The following is a 17,900-nucleotide window of genomic DNA, read 5'->3' as shown; positions in this document are numbered from 1 at the left end:
GTCTTTTCTTTAAGCAGATTCCTTTTCTTCTTTCTCCTCTTTATTGTCGGCTAACTCCACATTAGCGTCTTCTTCATCAATTAAACCCAATTTAACTTTAATCTTTTCTGCTATCTCTTCCATTGTTTCTGGGTTTTCTTCTAAAAATTCTTTAGAATTTTCTCTACCTTGGCCCAATCTAGTATCTTCTCCATAAGAATACCAAGAACCAGCTCGGTCAATCACGTCATATTCTACTCCCATATCTAAAATACAACCAGATTCAGAAATCCCTGTCCCATACATAATATCAAATTCTGCCGTCTTAAAAGGTGCAGCAACCTTATTTTTAACTACTTTAGCTTTAGTACGATTACCTTTATAATCATCACCATCTTTAATGGTCTGCCTTCTTCTAATATCTAATCGGACTGAAGAATAAAACTTAAGAGCTCGTCCTCCAGAAGTCGTTTCTGGATTACCAAACATAACCCCTACTTTTTCTCTAATCTGATTAATAAAGATACAAGTACAGTCAGATTTGCTCAACACCCCTGATAACTTCCGCATTGCTTGCGACATCAAACGAGCCTGTAATCCAACATGAGCATCTCCCATTTCACCTTCAATCTCTGCTTTAGGTACTAAAGCTGCCACCGAATCAATAACTACTAAATCAACCGCTCCACTCCTTGCTAATGCCTCACAGATCTCTAAAGCATCTTCACCAGTATTAGGTTGAGAAACAAGTAACTCCTTAATATTAACCCCTAAGTTCTTAGCATATTTAGGATCCAACGCATGCTCAGCATCAATAAAAGCTGCTACTCCTCCTTCTCTCTGTACCTCCGCAATCATATGTAAAGCTACAGTAGTCTTTCCAGAGGACTCAGGGCCAAAGATCTCAACAATTCTACCCCTAGGAATTCCCCCTACTCCTAAAGCAACATCTAAAGAAAGAGCTCCTGTTGAAATAGTCTCTACATCCATCTTTTTAGCATCGCCTAACTTCATAATCGAACCTTTGCCAAACTCTTTCTCAATTTGATTTAATGTCCGTTCTAACGCTTTCTTCTTTTCATTTATTGACATTACTACTTCACTCCTTTTATTTCTCAAGCTTTTTCTAAGCTACACATTAATTATAAGTTATCTAGATCTGAAAATCAATCTTAAATTTAAAGCTTCACCTCACTTAAAGTGGTATAAATTGGCCCTCTTGCAGTTAATTCACTCTTAATTATAGAAATCTGCTTCACTTTCTGCCTAGCATTAATTCGAAAAGGAAAATCATCCAATTGTTCTTTAATCCCCTCTAAATCACCTTTCTGTTTAACTCTACCAAGAGTTATATGAGGTGTATATTCTCTTTTTTCTTTCTCAAAACCTAACTTGACCAATCTATCTTCTACTTTCTTTTGCAACCTAATTAATTGTTCCCTTCCTTCTTCAACTCCAACCCAGATCACTTTAGGTAAATCCAAGCTAGGAAAAGCTCTTAATCCATCAAATACAAGTTCAAAAGGCTCTCTAAACTCTCCACCAATTCCAATTAAGTTTTCTTCTATCTCTTTAACCTGTTCTTCTTCTATCTCCCCTAAAAACTTAAGAGTCAAGTGGAAATTATAAGGCTTAACCCAGCTAAACCTTTGTGAACAGTCTCGTAACATATTTTTAGTCTTTTCTAATTTTTGCTGAACACCCCTTACTAATTCTAGTGCAATAAAAACCCTCATTCTTACACCTCCAATTAATCTTCAATCAATTTTCTCTCCATAATAAAACCACCATGGCGATCATAAAGCTTAATAACATCAACTATATTCAATCGATATTTGCCTTCTTCTGTTAAATTATAATGTAACAAAGCTACCGAATAAGGAATCCCTTCCTCATGCTGTAAGCCTCTAAGCCCTGCTGCTCCTGTTGTTCCTGCATTAATAATCGTTGTTCCTTGCTCTTGAGAAATATTAAAAGTATGAGTATGACCATGTAATAAGACAGGAATCTTTCCTATAAGTGGATCTGCTATTCCCAGCTGATGAGTTATTACTATATCTGGAATATTTTCCTGGTCATATACTAGCGTCTTTAATTTCTGTTGATAATCCCCTATATTTTCTATCTCAGGACTAATCTCATTACTCTCAGCAGCAGGATCAGCTATTCCTGCAATAGTTAGACCATTTATTTCTACAACATCACTCTCTAAGACGATCAAATTTTCAAACTCTGACATTTTATCGATAATAGTTGGGGAGTCATGATTTCCTCCTATGAATACATAAGGCAACTCTAAGTTTTCTACTCTATCCAGCAGTCCCCCTTCTAAAGGTGTTCCATAATCGGTAATATCCCCTGTGTCAATCACTAGATCAACCCCAAAGCTATTGGCAATTTGGATTACAAATTGTAAACCAACAGGATTATTATGAACATCTGATAAATGCAACACCTGAAAATCACCAACTTGCTGGGCCAATGGCTGTAAAGCTTCAATCCTGGTAAATAATTGAGCCATATTGGAAGCAATCAACTCAAATTCAGAGCCTAATTGTTCAATATTCTCTAACCCTTCTTGTATCAAACCAACCATCCACGGAGCAGCTTCTAACATTCCTTCAAAATGGGGATCATCAAAAGCTGTTAGATCGTAAGTATGGTACGTTCCTACATAAAGAGCCGAAATAATTACAATTGCTACCATTATTCCAATCAAAACTGAATTAATAGAAAGCCCTCGCAAACTGGCTCCAACTATCCCACCTAAAATTGTTATCAAAGCCAACCTCATAGCAAACAAGTCCAAAATTGCTTTAGCTCGCCTTCTCATTAACTCTAATAAATCTTCACTATCGGTAATATCAGCAATAATCTCAGCTAATCGCTCTTGATGAATAGCTTCTAAGGTCAATGTTACGTCAAGAGGAGTCAAATGAGTCCTAGCAAATACTTGACCAATCGGAGGGAATTTAATAATAGTAGAAGGAGTAGTCGATAAATTTAGATCCAATTCTATCTCAAATGCTTCTAATTTATAAGTGGCTGAAACTGCAAAATTTAATAGAAACAAGATGATTAAGAGTGCAAATACTACCTTATAGATAGTTTCTTTATACTTAAAGAAGAATCCTTTATTGCATAACATAGTTATAATCTATCCTTTCCACTATATACCAGTTTACGGTTTATTGTCTCAACTACTTAATTCTTTAATTGTAAATTGATTTATTTCTTACTTCCCCCTTCGGATTCTTTGAACCCTTCGTGATGAAAAAATCCGCTCTTAGATTTTTTCTAACAACAACTGCAGGGCCTGTTGGGTAGTTAGAAACTTTACCCTCTCTCGACCACCCTTAAATTGATACTTATAACTACTAACCCCTTTTCTATCAGCCATAGCAATATAGACTAACCCTACTGGCTTATTAGGCCTTCCTCCTGTTGGCCCTGCAATTCCTGTAACTGCTAAGCCAAGGTCAGTCCCTGCTCTCTTCTTAATTCCTAATGCCATCTCTTTAGCAGTTTGACTACTGACTGCTCCATACTCTTTTAATGTCTTTTCTGCTACTCCTAATAATTCCCGTTTAGCTTGATTACTATAACTGATTACTCCCCTTTCAAAATAAGTAGAACTACCTGATACATCAGTCAATCTAGTACCTAATAATCCACCAGTACATGATTCAGCAGTTGCAAGAGTTAATCCTTGCTCTATCAGTGATTTAGCTACCGCCTCCTCTAACCCTTCTTCACCATAACCATAAACATAATCCCCAATTCTCTCTTCTAATTCTGCCAACTTTGTTGCAATCATCTTCTCTGCCTCTACTACACTATCAGCTTTAGCTGTTACCCTTAGTTTAACTTCTCCTTGGCTGGCTAAGGGGGCAATAGTCGGGTTGGTCTGTTCTTCTAAAATATCATATATTTCCTCTTCTAGGTTTGATTCACCTATTCCATAAAGCTTCATCACCTTAGATTTGATAATTTCATCATCTGAGATATTAGCTTGTAAGTAAGGGATTACTTCTTCTTTGAACATTCTTTTCATCTCATATGGCACTCCTGGTAAAGCTACAATAATCTTTCCTTCTTGCTTCACTAAAAACCCTGGAGCTGTTCCGTGCCGATTACTAATTGCTTCAGCACCAGCCGGTAAATAAGCCTGCTTAAAATTATTTTCAGTCATCTGATAACCTCTATCAGCAAAGAAATCTTCAATCTCAATTACTAGCCCTTCATCTTTTACTAGCTTAACATCTAAAGCATCTGCTATCGCTTCCCGAGTTAGATCATCCTGGGTTGGCCCGAGCCCACCTGTCATAATAACTAAATTGGCCCGTTTAAGACTTCGCTGTAAAATATCTACAACTCTATCTTTATTATCCCCAACTGTCTGTTTATAATACAGGTCAACCCCTATATGGGCCAACTGTTGGGCAATCCACTGTGAATTTGTATCTACAATCTGCCCTAATAACAACTCAGTTCCAATGACAATAATTTCTGCTTTCATGTTACCACTCCTCTATATTAAATATTCACTATTAAATCTTATTATTATTTTTTCTTATTATCTAAAACTTATCCTTTATCCTTCTAAGTTTGAGTCTAAAGTCCTTTTATTAAAACCAAGCATTAATCGCTTAAAATTTAATTTTGAAATCAAATTTCTCTCTAAAATAAAAAATCTTAGTCTAGTTTGATACCAGACTAAGATTTAGAGTTTAAAAAGTAACCCTCTCCGCTGTTGCTATATAAACAACCTTTTCACAGATGTTAGTAACATGATCACCAATTCTTTCTAAATATCTGCTAACAAACATTAATTTAGTTCCTTGTTTAATAGTTTTTGGATCTTCCATCATATAAGTCAATAATTCTCTAATAATTTGATCATCTAATTCATCAACTTGGTCGTCTTTTCTTCCTACCTTTCTTGCTTGCTCTACATCTAAATTAACAAAAGATTCTAAAGCCCCTCGCACCATTTGTTGATTAATCTCTGCCATCCGTGGAATATCAATCAAAGATTTAATAAATTCTTCCTCCGACAACTCTTTAGTAATACTAGCAATATTATAAGCTAAATCCCCCATTCGTTCCAAATCAGTAGCTATCTTAGCAATCATTCCAATCTGGCGTAAATCTCTAGCTACCGGTTGCTGCAAAGCTATTAATTCAATGCACTTTTTATCGATCTTAATTTCATAACAATCCAGTTGATCATCATTTTTGATTACTTCATCGGCTAATTCAACATCTTGTTCCACTAGAGACGTTACTGCCTTATAAATTGTTTCTTCTACTATACTTCCCATCTTCAAAATATTATGATTAAGCTTATCTAGCTCCTTCTCAAAATTACTCCTCACCATATTTAGCCCCCTTAATAATAAATGTTAGCCAAATCTACCTGTTATATAATCCTCTGTCTTATTATTTTCTGGTTTCTCGAAGATCTTCTCTGTTGGCCCGTATTCAATCATCTCTCCCATCAAAAAAAAGGAAGTATAATCAGAAATTCGTGCTGCCTGTTGCATACTATGAGTTACAATAACAATTGTATAATCCTCTTTTAAATTATCAATTAAATCCTCAATCTTAGCTGTAGCAATTGGATCTAAGGCAGATGTTGGTTCATCCATTAATAAAACATCTGGATTAACTGCTAAGGCACGAGCAATACATAACCTCTGCTGCTGTCCTCCAGAGATACCCATAGCAGACTGATCTAATCTATCCTCTACTTCATCCCATAAAGCAGCCTTGCGTAAGCTATCTTCTACAATCCGATCTAACTCTTCTTTATCTTTAATACCATGTGCTTTTGGCCCGTAAGCAACATTATCATAAATAGATTTTGGAAAAGGGTTTGGATCTTGAAATACCATTCCTACCTTTTTTCTTAAATCTACTACATCTACCTTCTTATCATAAATATCTTGTCCATCTAATAAAACCTTTCCATCTACCTTAGTACCTTCAATTAAATCATTCATTCTATTTAAAATTCTTAAAAAAGTCGATTTTCCACATCCAGACGGGCCAATTAAAGCTGTTACTTTATTAACAAGTATCTCAAGTGATACATCTTTTAATGCTTGAAAATCACCATAATAAAAATCTACATCTTCAATCATAAGTTTAGTTTGTTTATTAGTCATAAAATTACCTCCTCAATTATCTATCAGTATTTCTAAATTTGGCCCGAATAAAGATAGCACCTAAATTCATTATCAAAACTAAAGTAATTAATACTAAAGCCGTTCCATATGCAATTGGTCTTACCTTCTCTATACTATGATGTTGCGTTGATAAAATATATAAGTGATATGGCAGTGCCATAAATTGACTTGATAAAGAGTTTGGTAAGCGTGGCAGGGAAAATGCCGCACCTGTAAATAAGATTGGAGCAGTCTCTCCAGCAGCTCTCGATAAGCCTAAAATACCACCTGTTAAAATTCCAGGAATAGCATAAGGTAATACATTAGTTCGAATACTATGCCATTTTGATACTCCCAAAGCTAAAGAGCCATGACGATAAGAGTTAGGCACTGCTTTAAGAGCTTCTTCACTAGCTGTAATAGTAACTGGTAAGGTCATCAGTCCTAAAGTAAAACCTGCTGATAAGATTGATCTTCCTAATCCGAATCCACTAACAAATAATGCCAAACCAAAAAGACCATAAACAATCGAAGGAACTCCTGCTAAATTTCTAATAGCCATTCTAATTAATCTAGTTAATCTTCCCTTACTAGCATATTCATTTAAATAAATTGCAGCAAAAACACCTACTGGCAGAGAAAAAACCGCTGTAATCATTGTTACAAAGACCGTGCCCATAATTGCTGGCCAAATTCCACCTTCAGTCATTCCACTCCGTGGTGGCTGAGTTAAAAATTCTAAGTTAATTACTCCAATCCCCTTAGTTATAATATCATATAAAATGATAGCTAAAATAATTAAGAGTATCCAACTAGATAATCTTAAAATAGTAAATCCAATCTTTTGCTTTAAATCATTACTTCCCATCTTAACTTGATCATTATTATTTACCTTCTTTTCTAACTGCTGATTTATATTCTGCTTTACTTCACTCTTTTCCATTAGTTTTCACCCTCCCCATATTTGTGGAGAACTATATCCGAGATCAAATTAATTGCAAAAGTCATCACAAATAACACAGCACCCACTGCAAATAAAGAATAATAATGGGTTGTATTATATGGTACCTCTCCTAATTCTATTGCAATTGTAGCAGTTAATGTTCTAATTGAACCAAAAAAACTCTTTGGAAATGCCGGAGCATTACCTGTAGCCATCAAAACAGCCATTGTCTCTCCAATGGCTCGACCCATACCGAGCATTACAGCAGCAGTAATTCCAGATAAAGCTGCTGGAAGTGTAACATTAATTAAAGTATGCCAACGATTTATCCCTAAAGCCAAAGAAGCCTGCTTGTAATCTTCTGGTACAGAAGAGATAGCATCTTCAGAAATACTGATAATTGTTGGTAAAGCCATCACACCTAATAATATAGAACCATTAATAGCATTCAAACCATTACTTAAATTAAATACTCGAGCTATCACTGGCCCCACCATTACAATTCCTAAAAAACCAATTACCACTGATGGAATACTGGCCAATATCTCAATTATTGGCTTTAAAATCTCTCTTTCCTTTGGCTTAGCTACCTCTGCTAAATAAGCTGCACAAGCAATCCCTAAAGGCACAGAAAATGTTAAAGCACCAATGGTCACCATTAAAGTACTAACTATCATACTAACAATCCCATATTCTGGATTAGAATATGAAACTGGGTTCCATCTAGTAGATGTCAAAAATTCTTTAATACTAACCTCTCTAAAAGTTGGCAAACCTTCACTCAATAACAGATAAAAAATACCTATTAAGACAATAATAGCTAAAACACCATTTGCAAAAAAGAATAATTCAATCATCTTCTCTTTAATTTTAGCTATTTCATTTTTTCTTGAGATCTTACTATTTCTCAACTAAACCCCTCCCTTGTTATAATTGATAACTAACAATTCCATAGCGATTATAACAACTCAATATTAAAAACAGATTAATATAATGTTAAATTTATGTTAACAAAAAAATTTAAACCTCAAATTCTTGGATTAAAATATTTAAATCATCAGCCATTTTAGCTAAATTTTCTGCTGAAAGAGTAACCTCATGAGAAATTGATTTAATCTCATTAGTAGAATCTAAAACACCATCTCCAGCTGAAGCTACCCCTTCAGTAGCAACTGTAGTCTCCTTTAAATTAATTACTGTTTCATCAATTGCTTCATTAACCTTATTAAAAGCTTGCCCAGCTTCTTTAATTATTCTTTCTCCCTTTTCTACTTCTTCTTGTTCTTCTTTAATTGTTGAAGTTGCTTGGTTACTATATTCTTGGTTTTGACTAATTAATTTCTCAATCTTAGTTGTTGCCTCTGCTGTCTCATCTGCTAAATTACGAATCTCTTCCGCTACTACAGCAAAACCTTGACCAGCTTCTCCTGCCCGTGCTGCCTCAATTGCTGCATTTAAAGCTAGTAAATTAGTCTGTTCAGCAATTCCACTAATCAATTCATTTATTTCACAAATTTTTTCTGACTGCTTATCTAAATTAGTTATATGATTAGCAACTTGCCTAACACTTTGATTAATTTTTTTCATCTGCTCTATTGAATCACTAATCTTTTCATTTCCAACCTTCGAAATCTCTGCAACTTCTTGAGAAAATTCCATTACCTCTTGACTACTACTTGCTACCTGCCTAATTCCAGCCGACATCTCTTGAATAGTAGTTGCCGCACCTTCAATAGTTAAATCAGCTTCACTTGCCGAAGTAGACAACTCTTGACTATGAGATGTTACCTCCTGAACTGTAGCTTTAATCTTACTTATTAGATTAGTCAAATTATCAATCATTAAATTAAACCCTTTAGCTAACTTACCAATTTGATCATTAGTTCTTATTTCTAATTTATCAACCTGTAAATTACCTTTAGCCAGTTGATGACTAACCTTAACTAAACCTTCTAAACTATTAATTAAATTTCTTCTTAAGATAATAGTTATAATGATTGCCACGACAAAACTTATAATTATTGCTGTAGTTGATGATATATAATTTAAATTTATATTATAACCAAATTGTTCAATTGATCTTTCACGCTCTCTGATAAAGAAATTATTTAATACATTACTAACATGAATCATATCGTCACGAGTATTAACTATAGCAATCATTGCTACCTGATAATCTACTGGTCCATTATATTTTGGAACATCTTCTCCTTCTTTAATTCTCCAAATTGCAATCAATTCTTCATAAAATATTCTATTAAACTCATCATTTAAATTAATTAGCTCTGTTAATGAATTTCTCGTTCTTCTAGTAGAAAATTTTTGATCTAGATCTTTAATTATTTGATTAAACTCTTCATCATAACGCTCAAATCTTCTAACTGCTCTAGTTCTTTGATTATCATTAGCTAAATCAACTGAGGCAATATACTTATCTCTAATTATATTTGCCAATTCTAATACTTTATGCATTGTAGTGCCCGATTCTTCTAAAGTGATAAAGTTATTACTTATCTCGCGAAAAAATAATAAATTAACACCTGAACCCAACAAAAACACCAAAATAATAATTAAAAAACTTAAAATTAGTTTATGCTTAAAACTTAAATTATTAAATGTTTTAGCTACAATATTTTCCCTTTTATTTCGATTATTCAATTTATCTTTAATGAGCTCTAAAAGTTTCATAAAGCTCCTCCTTATTATCTTTTTATCTGTTAATAATTTAGACTCAGTTCATCAACTGACAAACTGAGTCTGTTTTTATTTTCTATTGATTTTATGAATTAATTTAAAAGTTCTTCATTAACTGATTGGAATTCAGGACTGACTGGATAGAACCCAGCATCAACTGCTACCTCTTGCCCTTCTTCACTCACAATAAATTCAATAAATTCTAAGACAGCACCAGTAGGTTGACCATTAAAATAATTATTTAATGGTCTAGCTAATGGATAAGCACCAGTTGCTACATTTTCTGGAACTAATGGGCTTGCATATTCAGAATTACTATCTACTGCTACATTTACAACTCCTAATCCACTTCTTTCTTGACCTCCTTCAGTTGCATAACCAATTCCTACATAACCAATTGATGATCTATCTGCTCTAACTCCTTCTACAATCTGTGCATTACCATTCATTCTATTCTTAGCATCAGAATAGTCATCACCTAGAACATTCTCTCTAAAGTAAACAAATGTTCCTGAATTGCTCTGACGACCATAAAGAGTAATATCCATATTTGGCCCACCAATCTCTGCCCAATTAGTAATCTCTCCTCTAAAGATTGCAGCAATTTCATCAAAAGTTAAATCTTGTACTGGATTGTTCTCATTAACAACAACAGCCAATCCATCCATTGCAATTACTCCTCTATAAACATCTACACCATTTGCAGCTGCTTGCTCTACTTCAGAGTCTCTCATACCACGAGAAACATTTGCAATATCAACTTCATTATTGATTAAAGCTGCAACACCTGTTCCAGATCCACCACCAGTTACTGAAATTTCATGCTCACTTTGTGCCATAAATGCTTCTGCTAAAGACTGTCCAATATTAACCATTGTATCAGAACCTCTTACTTGTACATAACCTTGTTCTGCATCATCATTGCTACTAGAAAACCAACCAAAGAAAGCACCTGCTTGTGGTGTAAAACTAAATACTGCTCCTACTGTTAAAACTAATGCTAATGATAAAGCTAAAAACTTCTTATTAAACATTTAATCCGCCTCCTTTTTTTTGTAGCTTAATTACCTTTACCTCATTTAGCACTTACAAGTATAACACCCCTTTTTTACAATTAGATTAAGTTAATGTTAACATTCTGTTAAAAACTATTAAAAAACTAAAAAGCACCCTTAAACAAGAGTGCTTTTTACTAAAAATTAATCTTCATTTCAAAAATTATATCGGTAAGCTAATGATAAACTTCGTCCCCTGCTCTAACTTACTTTCAACATCAATCTCACCATTATACTGCCTCACAATATGCTTCACAATCGATAAACCCAATCCTGTACCACCTTGCTTTCTTGTTCTTGCCTTATCAACTCGATAAAAACGTTCAAAAATCCGCTCTAAATCCTCCTTAGGTATTCCAATTCCATTATCTTCAACTTTTAATATAATTTCATCATTTTCCAAATAAAGAGCTACTTTAACTTTACCCCCTTGCAGGGTATACTTAATAGCATTATCAATTAAATTAATCATCAATCTTGCTAATTGATCTTGATCACCTTTAATTATAGTAGATTCAAGAGGTAAACAAAGTTTTAAATCTATCTCTTTCTCTTCAGCCTTATTCTTCAATAAAGAACTAGCATCTCTAATTACCTCTACTAAATCAACCTTTTGGCTACCCCCTAAATTAGATTCAGATTCTATTTTAGATAGATCTAATAAATTTATGATCAACCTTTCTAAACGATTCGCCTCATCATTGATAATTCTTAAAAAGTACTGAGCAGTTTCATAATCTAGCTTGCTATCTATTAACGTTTCTACATAACCTTTAATCGAAGTCAAAGGTGTCTTTAATTCATGAGAAACATTACTGACAAAGTCCTTTCTCATTCTCTCTAATCGCCTTATTTCAGTAATATCCCTCAAAACAGCAACAGCACCTCTAACCTCTTGATTGCCTTTAATAGGAGCTACTTGAATTCTGAAAATTCTTTTTTCTGGTAATAAAATCTCTACTTCTTCTGTTAAGACCTCTGCTTGCTGTAATGTCTTTTCAATCAACTCATCTAATTTATAAGTTTTAGTAATCTGAATAATCGACTTTCCGATTACCTCTTGTTCTTTAACCCCAAAGGTATCTTCAGCAGCAGGGTTAAATAAGATAACTTCTTCTTGAATATTAACTGCAATTACCCCATCAGCAATACTGGTTACTATAGCTTCAATTTTATTCTTCTCTGCTGATAGCTCCTCAATCTTCTCTTTAACCCGACTAACCATATAATTAAACATTTCTGCTAACTGACCTATTTCATCTTTAGTTCTAATCACCAATTTATGATCTAAAAACCCATTGGCTATCTTTTGGGCAGCTGAAGTTATTCTTTCGATTGGGGTTGTGAGCTTTTCAGTCATTTTTAATGATAACAACATTGAAATAATAATTACTACTACTCCAGCTCGTAATAAAACATTCCAGATTCCCCAAAAAAGTTTTTTTAAGTCATCAAGCTTCATAGCCCCCCGTACTATCCCAATCATCTCTCCATCTTTGATAATTGGCAATGCTACATATCTCATTTCAGCATCTAATGTCGAACTATAACGTTCTGCTCTACCAACCTTTCCTTCAAATACCATCTGTACTTCAGGGCGTTGTAAATGATTTTCCATCTTTTCAGGTTCTTCTTTAGAATCTGCTAGAGGTACTCCTTCTAAATTAATAATGGTAAATCTAGTTTCTAATTTATCCCCAAAATTATTAATTGTATTATTCAAAGAAGTTAAATCTTCTTCTTTAAGTAAAGGGTTGGTAACATCAGCAACTAAATTCATCTTCTTGATCACTTCTTGTTCCATCCACTGAGAAAAGTAATTTTGTAAAGAATACTGTAAATAATAACCTGCAAATGACATAGTTAATATTAATAAAATTAAATATAAGATTACAATCTTACTTTTAATACTAGAAATTTTTCGTAACATATCGCTAGCTCCTTACTTTAGTTCCTTGAACTTATACCCAAAACCTCTAACTGTTAAGATATATTCTTGTTTACTATACTGAGCAATCTTCTTTCTCAATCTTCTAATATGAACATCGACTGTTCTTGTATCACCATGGTAACCATAACCCCAAATTTCTTCTAACAAATAATTCCTAGAAAAAACTTGTCCAGGATAACCAATTAAAATTGATAATACTGCAAATTCTTTAGGGGTCAAATTAAGCTCTTGGCCCTTGATCCCAACCTGATATTTCTCTAAATCAACCGTAATTTCACCTTCTTCTATTAATTTATTATCCAACTCTGCAATACTGCTACTTCGACGCAAGACCGCTTTAACCCTAGCAAGCAACTCTCGAGGGCTAAAAGGCTTAGTTACATAATCATCAGCCCCCAATTCCAATCCCAATATCTTATCTACCTCTTCCCCTTTAGCTGATAACATAATAATTGGTAATCTCTTCAACTTATTATCAGTTCTAATCTGTCGGCAGACTTCAAATCCATCAATCTGTGGCAACATTAGGTCTAAAACTACTAAATCAAATTCTTTTTCTTTAACCCTCTCTAATGCTTCAACCCCATCATAAGCAGTTAGTACTTGATAGCCTTCTTGTTCTAAGTTAAATTTGATTAATTCGACTATATTCTCCTCATCATCAACGACCAAAACCTTACTTGACATAATATCACCTACTTATAATTATTCAATAGTTCTAGTGTTAACTATTCTCTCTTTTCACCTTTATTATAATCAATTCTTGTTCTAAAATCTAACCTTATTGATATTTAGTGTCTGTGTGAGTAAAAGCAAAACCTTAGACCTTATGGTTTTAACCTGACTCATACTCCCACACATAACTGACACATTATTGTATGTAAAAGAACAGACCAACTTTTGCAAGTTAGTCTGTTTATGCTACTACTTCCTGTTCAGTTTTCAATCTTACTCTAAACTCTTCTCCACTAATACTCTCTTGAACTAGTAAATCTTCAACAACCTCAGCAATAAACTCTTGCTTAGGCAAAATTTCTGCTGTAACTCTTTTCTCTTGTTCAGCAATAATCTCACTCATCGTATCATACAGTAGCTTTTGCGGAACAGTATCCTTACTTACTACACCCAACTTAGACATTCCAGAAAATACAATCCGCTTAGCCAACTCCATCGCTTTTTTGAAGTCATTTGCTGCACCTGTACTTCGATTTCCTAAAATCTCTTCTTCCACTAAAGAACCTGCAATTAAAACTGCAATTTGATCCTTTAAATAATCAACTGTCTGCAAATAATAGTCATCTTCAGGATTATGTCTAACATATCCTAAAGCCTTTCCTCGTGACGTAATCGTAATATTAGAAACAGAATTAGGATTAACTACTTCTCCTAACAGAGCATGTCCAGTCTCATGATAAGCAACCCGTTTCAACTCTTCTTCATTAGGACGACGATTAAGTTTTTCTCCCATCATTACTTTATCAATTGCTTCCTTAAAGTGCTTCATCTCAATCTCTTCCGCTTCTTCTCTCATTGCCATAATCGCAGCTTCATTGGTCAAATTCTCTAACTGAGCCCCTGAAAAACGGAATGTCTCTTTAGCAAGTTGCTCTAGACTAACATCAGCAATTACAGGTTTATTTTTAGTATGAATCTTTAGAATATGCTCTCTTCCCTCTTTATCAGGTAGATCAACCTTTACGATTCGATCAAATCGACCAGGTCGTAATAGAGCCTTATCTAAAATATCCATTCTATTAGTAGCTCCAATAACCAAGATGTTGACTTGATCATCTACCGAGATTCCATCAAGTTCAACCAATAATTGATTTAAAGTCTGATCATACTCCATATGACTACTATTTTGACCCCTTTTACCACCCAAAATATCGATCTCATCAATAAAGATGATTGCATTATTCTTCTCTGCTTTCTTTGCCTTATCTCGGGCTTCTTTAAATATTTTTCTCACCCGCTTGGCCCCTACACCAGCATACATCTCAATAAACTCACTTCCGGATGTAGAAATAAAGACAGACTCAATATAATTAGCTGCTGCTTTAGCCATTAATGTTTTTCCAGTTCCCGGTGGCCCACTCAACAATAAACCCTTTAACGGTCTAATTCCTAACTTCTTAATCTCTTCTTTACTCTTAACAAATTCTAATGCTTCCAATAATTCATTTTTAGCTGTCTCTTGTCCCCCGATATCTGCAAAATCTACTTGAGGCACATTTGACTGATCATTACTACCACCTGTTATTGAAAACTTATTTCCCAACTCTTCTTTACCGATAGTTTTAAAAAAGTAATATCCTATTCCACCTAAAAAGACAAAGGGAAATAAGTTAATCCCTTGTACAGCTAAAAAGATAACAATTGCTATTCCAATCCCTAAACTGAATTCTTTAACCATCTCTGTCACCTCCTAATCATTTTTTGCCTCTCGCTCTACCACTTTATAAAAAACTGCTTCATCTTCTAAAGTTAAATAAATATGCTCATTATCAACCTGAATCATTGCTTCTTCTAACTCATATTGTTCTCTATACTCCTCAATCCGCTCTGCTAACTTAACAAATTCACCCGTTGTTATTGCTTCATATAGAGCCAAATCGACTACTTTACTTACCTGCTCAAGCATCTCTGTGGAATTTACTTTTAATTCTATTTCATACTCTCGTTCTTCAAAAGTATCATCAACTTTATCCTTAAGCTGATTAAAAGTTGATTTCAAGTCTTCTACCTCTTGATTTAACAATATCTCCAATCTATATTGAGAATTGCTTTTATTGATTTCAACATTTTCTACCCCATCAATTTCCACCAATTGGTCAGTTAAATTACGATTCAAACGATAATTATTTAACAAATAATTTCCCAGAAAAAAGACAGCCAATGAAACAATTAAGACACCAACTAATAATTTAAAATTAATCTGTTTCATCCTCTTTCCCCCTCCCTTTAAATAATAACTATTATCAGTTTCTTCTGACACAAGATATTATAACATAAATATTGGTTTCCTTCTAATAGAAGAAAGATGTAATTTATGGAAGGGGGAAGGTCTGTTGTGCCTCTAGTTTTCTCTTTTTTGATTTAACCCGTTGATAACTTCCATTTGGCTGCTTCTTGCGAGCTTTAACTGTATCACTTAAAAATATTTCTAAACTATTAATAATTCTTTTCTTTAATTTTTCTTCCTCAACTGGAAATAAAACTTCTACTCTTCGGTTTAAATTACGTGGCCTCCAATCAGCACTAGCTAAAAAGAGTTTCACCTCTCCTCCATTCTCAAAATAAAAGATGCGACTATGTTCTAAAAATCTACCTACAATACTAATTACTTTTATATTTTCGCTTAAATTATTACGTCCAGGATATAAACAGCAAATCCCTCTGACGATTAAATGAATCTTAACTCCTGCTGCTGAAGCGCGATACAATTCTTTAATAATCTTTTGATCAACTAAAGCATTCATCTTAGCAATAATTCGCCCTTCTTTACCTAGTTTAACTTGCTCAGTTTCATTTCTAATTAATTTGATAAAATTCTTCCGCAGATTGAATGGGGCTACTATTATCTTCCTCCAACTAGGTAACTTTGAAGAATCTATTAATAAATTAAATAACTCTGAAATATCTGCACCAAAATCCTCTTTAGCAGTAAACATGCTAAGATCTGTATATACCTTAGCAGTCTGATCATTATAATTTCCCGTACCCAAATGGACATACCGCTTAATTCCTTCAATTTCTGCTCTAACAACTAATAATACTTTAGCATGTACTTTTAATCCAGCCAAACCATACAGAACGTGGCAGCCTGCTTGATCTAGCTTTTTAACCAAGTCAATATTATTTTCTTCATCAAACCTTGCTTTTAACTCTACAAATACAGTAACTTGTTTACCATTTTTTACTGCCTTAAGCAAAGCTTCAACAATTGGAGAGTCTTTACTAACCCTATAAATTGTCTGCTTAATTGCTACTACTTTAGGATCGATTGCAGCTTGTTGAACCAACTCAATCACTGATTCAAAAGACTCATAGGGATGATAGACCAATCTATCTCTTTCTTTAATTTGAGCAAAGATATTATCATAATCATTAAAATCTTGAGCAGACTGAGGTACTAATGGTTCAAATCTTAACTGGTCATATCCATCTAGTTGACTAAACTCCAGCAAAAATGTCAAGTCAACTGGCCCGGCTGATTCATAAATATCACTCTCACTCAGCTCTAAAAATGTCAATAAAAAATATTTTAATTGCTCATCTATGTTTTTTTCAACCTCTAATCGTACTGGAAGAGCTCTTCTTCTTTTTTTCAAATAGCTTTCCATCTCTAGCAATATATCTTGAGCTTTTTCATTAATATCAATATCAGCATTTCTGGTAATTCGAAAAGTATTTACAACCTCAATCTGATAATTAAGATAGAATATTTCTAAGTACTCTTTTATTACTTCTTCTATAAAAATAAATTCTTTTTTCTTTTCATCAGCAGTAGGAAGTTCAACAGTTCTAGATAGAGCATCTGGTATCTTGATTATAGAAAAAAGTTGTTTATTGTTTTTAGTTAACCGTACTCCTAAGTATAAACTTTTATTTGATAACAACGGAAAAGAATCAAATTGGGTGATTGTTAGTGGCGTTAAAAGTGGGTAGATACTTTCTGTAAAATATCCCTCCAAAAATAATCTTTGTTTCTCTGTCAAATCTTCAACTTTAGTAAAAAAAACACCTTCTTTTTCTAAATTAGTCAAAATTTCAATAAAACAATTATACTGCTTAGCAACTAAACTATGAACTCTAGTTACCAATTCTGATAATAATTGGTATGAAGTATATCCTGCTTTATCTTGTTTATCAAATCCTGAGTCAACTTTCTTTTTCAACCTTGCTATTCGAACCATTATAAACTCATCTAAATTAGAAGCAGTTATTGCTAAAAATTTGGCCCGTTCTAACAATGGGTTAGATTCATCTTGAGCCTCTTCTAATACTCTGCTGTTAAATTTAATCCAACTGAGTTGCTTGCTCTCATAGTATTTACTATCTTTATAATCCATCTAGATCATCCTCTTTTTTTATTCACTAAAAAAAGA

15 protein-coding genes are annotated in these 17,900 nt (G+C 33.7%); all 15 read right to left on the bottom strand.

What is annotated here, in order from left to right; translation table 11 throughout:
• Window positions 1–9: 9 nt before the first annotated feature.
• The 15 genes from recA to ppk1 all read right to left on the bottom strand — a co-directional run bounded on the left by recA (window position 10) and on the right by ppk1 (window position 17,864).
• A complete protein-coding gene (gene recA / locus ACKF5P_RS02510) occupies window positions 10–1,071 on the bottom strand; it encodes a recombinase RecA (protein ID WP_408955920.1) in 1,062 nt (353 codons plus the stop codon).
• 86 nt (window positions 1,072–1,157) lie between these two features.
• Window positions 1,158–1,715, bottom strand: a complete 558-nt coding sequence (gene thpR / locus ACKF5P_RS02505) for an RNA 2',3'-cyclic phosphodiesterase (RefSeq protein ID WP_408955919.1) — start codon at window positions 1,713–1,715, stop codon at window positions 1,158–1,160.
• Between the two features lie 14 nt (window positions 1,716–1,729).
• Complete coding sequence (locus tag ACKF5P_RS02500; protein ID WP_408955918.1) at window positions 1,730–3,127, bottom strand: metallophosphoesterase family protein; 1,398 nt, start codon at window positions 3,125–3,127, stop codon at window positions 1,730–1,732.
• A 138-nt stretch (window positions 3,128–3,265) separates the two neighbouring features.
• Window positions 3,266–4,498, bottom strand: a complete 1,233-nt coding sequence (locus ACKF5P_RS02495) for a competence/damage-inducible protein A (protein WP_408955917.1) — start codon at window positions 4,496–4,498, stop codon at window positions 3,266–3,268.
• A 211-nt stretch (window positions 4,499–4,709) separates the two neighbouring features.
• On the bottom strand, window positions 4,710–5,360 hold the full coding sequence (phoU, locus tag ACKF5P_RS02490; protein WP_408955916.1) for a phosphate signaling complex protein PhoU: 651 nt from the start codon (window positions 5,358–5,360) through the stop codon (window positions 4,710–4,712).
• 24 nt (window positions 5,361–5,384) lie between these two features.
• The gene (gene pstB / locus ACKF5P_RS02485) at window positions 5,385–6,149 is read right to left on the bottom strand and encodes a phosphate ABC transporter ATP-binding protein PstB (RefSeq protein ID WP_408955915.1); all 765 of its coding nucleotides are present in this window, start codon (window positions 6,147–6,149) and stop codon (window positions 5,385–5,387) included.
• 16 nt (window positions 6,150–6,165) lie between these two features.
• On the bottom strand, window positions 6,166–7,017 hold the full coding sequence (gene pstA / locus ACKF5P_RS02480; RefSeq protein ID WP_408956616.1) for a phosphate ABC transporter permease PstA: 852 nt from the start codon (window positions 7,015–7,017) through the stop codon (window positions 6,166–6,168).
• A gap of 74 nt (window positions 7,018–7,091) precedes the next feature.
• Window positions 7,092–7,949, bottom strand: coding sequence for a phosphate ABC transporter permease subunit PstC (gene pstC / locus ACKF5P_RS02475; protein ID WP_408956615.1), 858 nt, complete (start codon window positions 7,947–7,949; stop codon window positions 7,092–7,094).
• 163 nt (window positions 7,950–8,112) lie between these two features.
• On the bottom strand, window positions 8,113–9,780 hold the full coding sequence (locus ACKF5P_RS02470) for a methyl-accepting chemotaxis protein (RefSeq protein ID WP_408955914.1): 1,668 nt from the start codon (window positions 9,778–9,780) through the stop codon (window positions 8,113–8,115).
• Between the two features lie 98 nt (window positions 9,781–9,878).
• Window positions 9,879–10,820 carry a PstS family phosphate ABC transporter substrate-binding protein gene (locus ACKF5P_RS02465; protein ID WP_408955913.1) on the bottom strand — a complete coding sequence of 314 codons (942 nt, stop codon included), beginning with the start codon at window positions 10,818–10,820 and terminating at the stop codon, window positions 9,879–9,881.
• Between the two features lie 184 nt (window positions 10,821–11,004).
• Complete coding sequence (gene pnpS / locus ACKF5P_RS02460; RefSeq protein ID WP_408955912.1) at window positions 11,005–12,771, bottom strand: two-component system histidine kinase PnpS; 1,767 nt, start codon at window positions 12,769–12,771, stop codon at window positions 11,005–11,007.
• A 12-nt stretch (window positions 12,772–12,783) separates the two neighbouring features.
• Window positions 12,784–13,479 carry a response regulator gene (locus ACKF5P_RS02455; protein ID WP_408955911.1) on the bottom strand — a complete coding sequence of 232 codons (696 nt, stop codon included), beginning with the start codon at window positions 13,477–13,479 and terminating at the stop codon, window positions 12,784–12,786.
• A 229-nt stretch (window positions 13,480–13,708) separates the two neighbouring features.
• Window positions 13,709–15,205, bottom strand: a complete 1,497-nt coding sequence (locus ACKF5P_RS02450) for an AAA family ATPase (RefSeq protein WP_408955910.1) — start codon at window positions 15,203–15,205, stop codon at window positions 13,709–13,711.
• A gap of 12 nt (window positions 15,206–15,217) precedes the next feature.
• Complete coding sequence (locus ACKF5P_RS02445; RefSeq protein ID WP_408955909.1) at window positions 15,218–15,736, bottom strand: hypothetical protein; 519 nt, start codon at window positions 15,734–15,736, stop codon at window positions 15,218–15,220.
• A gap of 103 nt (window positions 15,737–15,839) precedes the next feature.
• On the bottom strand, window positions 15,840–17,864 hold the full coding sequence (gene ppk1, locus ACKF5P_RS02440; protein ID WP_408955908.1) for a polyphosphate kinase 1: 2,025 nt from the start codon (window positions 17,862–17,864) through the stop codon (window positions 15,840–15,842).
• Window positions 17,865–17,900 lie beyond the last annotated feature (36 nt).

Origin of the sequence: Natroniella sp. ANB-PHB2, from assembly GCF_046097105.1 — a bacterium.
Lineage (GTDB): Bacteria > Bacillota > Halanaerobiia > Halobacteroidales > Halobacteroidaceae > Natroniella.
This window is presented reverse-complemented; position numbering and strand designations above follow the sequence as displayed.

What these genes read in the sequence shown, in the direction of transcription:
- ACKF5P_RS02470 (WP_408955914.1), bottom strand. Translation starts at nt 9,780, where the DNA reads ATGAAACTTTTAGAGCTCATTAAAGATAAATTGAATAATCGAAATAAA.
- pstB (WP_408955915.1), bottom strand. Translation starts at nt 6,149, where the DNA reads ATGACTAATAAACAAACTAAACTTATGATTGAAGATGTAGATTTTTAT.
- pnpS (WP_408955912.1), bottom strand. Translation starts at nt 12,771, where the DNA reads ATGTTACGAAAAATTTCTAGTATTAAAAGTAAGATTGTAATCTTATAT.
- ACKF5P_RS02445 (WP_408955909.1), bottom strand. Translation starts at nt 15,736, where the DNA reads ATGAAACAGATTAATTTTAAATTATTAGTTGGTGTCTTAATTGTTTCA.
- ACKF5P_RS02465 (WP_408955913.1), bottom strand. Translation starts at nt 10,820, where the DNA reads ATGTTTAATAAGAAGTTTTTAGCTTTATCATTAGCATTAGTTTTAACA.
- recA (WP_408955920.1), bottom strand. Translation starts at nt 1,071, where the DNA reads ATGTCAATAAATGAAAAGAAGAAAGCGTTAGAACGGACATTAAATCAA.
- ACKF5P_RS02500 (WP_408955918.1), bottom strand. Translation starts at nt 3,127, where the DNA reads ATGTTATGCAATAAAGGATTCTTCTTTAAGTATAAAGAAACTATCTAT.
- thpR (WP_408955919.1), bottom strand. Translation starts at nt 1,715, where the DNA reads ATGAGGGTTTTTATTGCACTAGAATTAGTAAGGGGTGTTCAGCAAAAA.
- ACKF5P_RS02450 (WP_408955910.1), bottom strand. Translation starts at nt 15,205, where the DNA reads ATGGTTAAAGAATTCAGTTTAGGGATTGGAATAGCAATTGTTATCTTT.
- ACKF5P_RS02455 (WP_408955911.1), bottom strand. Translation starts at nt 13,479, where the DNA reads ATGTCAAGTAAGGTTTTGGTCGTTGATGATGAGGAGAATATAGTCGAA.
- phoU (WP_408955916.1), bottom strand. Translation starts at nt 5,360, where the DNA reads ATGGTGAGGAGTAATTTTGAGAAGGAGCTAGATAAGCTTAATCATAAT.
- pstC (WP_408956615.1), bottom strand. Translation starts at nt 7,949, where the DNA reads ATGATTGAATTATTCTTTTTTGCAAATGGTGTTTTAGCTATTATTGTC.
- ppk1 (WP_408955908.1), bottom strand. Translation starts at nt 17,864, where the DNA reads ATGGATTATAAAGATAGTAAATACTATGAGAGCAAGCAACTCAGTTGG.
- pstA (WP_408956616.1), bottom strand. Translation starts at nt 7,017, where the DNA reads ATGGGAAGTAATGATTTAAAGCAAAAGATTGGATTTACTATTTTAAGA.
- ACKF5P_RS02495 (WP_408955917.1), bottom strand. Translation starts at nt 4,498, where the DNA reads ATGAAAGCAGAAATTATTGTCATTGGAACTGAGTTGTTATTAGGGCAG.